This is a genomic window from Wolbachia endosymbiont of Drosophila tsacasi, from assembly GCF_028982115.1.
Lineage (GTDB): Bacteria > Pseudomonadota > Alphaproteobacteria > Rickettsiales > Anaplasmataceae > Wolbachia > Wolbachia pipientis_B.
In genome coordinates this window covers 1-810 of sequence record NZ_JAPQLJ010000059.1, presented here as the reverse complement: position 1 = coordinate 810, position 810 = coordinate 1, and the positions used below count along the sequence as shown (strand labels likewise).

Below are 810 nucleotides of genomic sequence, written 5' to 3'. Positions count from 1 at the left end.
ACCGAGGCAAGAAGTAACATTTGCGAAGTCAATTCGCTAGAACAACAAATCGAGCTATTCGAACAGCTCATATTTATATGAGAGTTTGATCCTGGCTCAGGATGAACGCTGGCGGCGTGCCTAATACATGCAAGTCGAACGAGTTCTCGTTGATGATCGGTGCTTGCACCGAGATTCAACATGGAACGAGTGGCGGACGGGTGAGTAACACGTGGGTAACCTGCCCTTAAGTGGGGGATAACATTTGGAAACAGATGCTAATACCGCATAGATCCAAGAACCGCATGGTTCTTGGCTGAAAGATGGCGTAAGCTATCGCTTTTGGATGGACCCGCGGCGTATTAGCTAGTTGGTGAGGTAATGGCTCACCAAGGCGATGATACGTAGCCGAACTGAGAGGTTGATCGGCCACATTGGGACTGAGACACGGCCCAAACTCCTACGGGAGGCAGCAGTAGGGAATCTTCCACAATGGACGCAAGTCTGATGGAGCAACGCCGCGTGAGTGAAGAAGGCTTTCGGGTCGTAAAACTCTGTTGTTGGAGAAGAATGGTCGGCAGAGTAACTGTTGTCGGCGTGACGGTATCCAACCAGAAAGCCACGGCTAACTACGTGCCAGCAGCCGCGGTAATACGTAGGTGGCAAGCGTTATCCGGATTTATTGGGCGTAAAGCGAGCGCAGGTGGTTTTTTAAGTCTGATGTGAAAGCCCTCGGCTTAACCGAGGAAGCGCATCGGAAACTGGGAAACTTGAGTGCAGAAGAGGACAGTGGAACTCCATGTGTAGCGGTGAAATGCGTAGATATATGGA

Annotated in this window: 1 rRNA gene; it reads left to right on the top strand. The window is 50.7% G+C overall.

Features of this window, described 5'->3' with window-relative positions:
* Positions 1–73 precede the first annotated feature (73 nt).
* Positions 74–810: ribosomal RNA gene (locus OZD70_RS05890) — 16S ribosomal RNA — on the top strand; the annotation flags it as partial.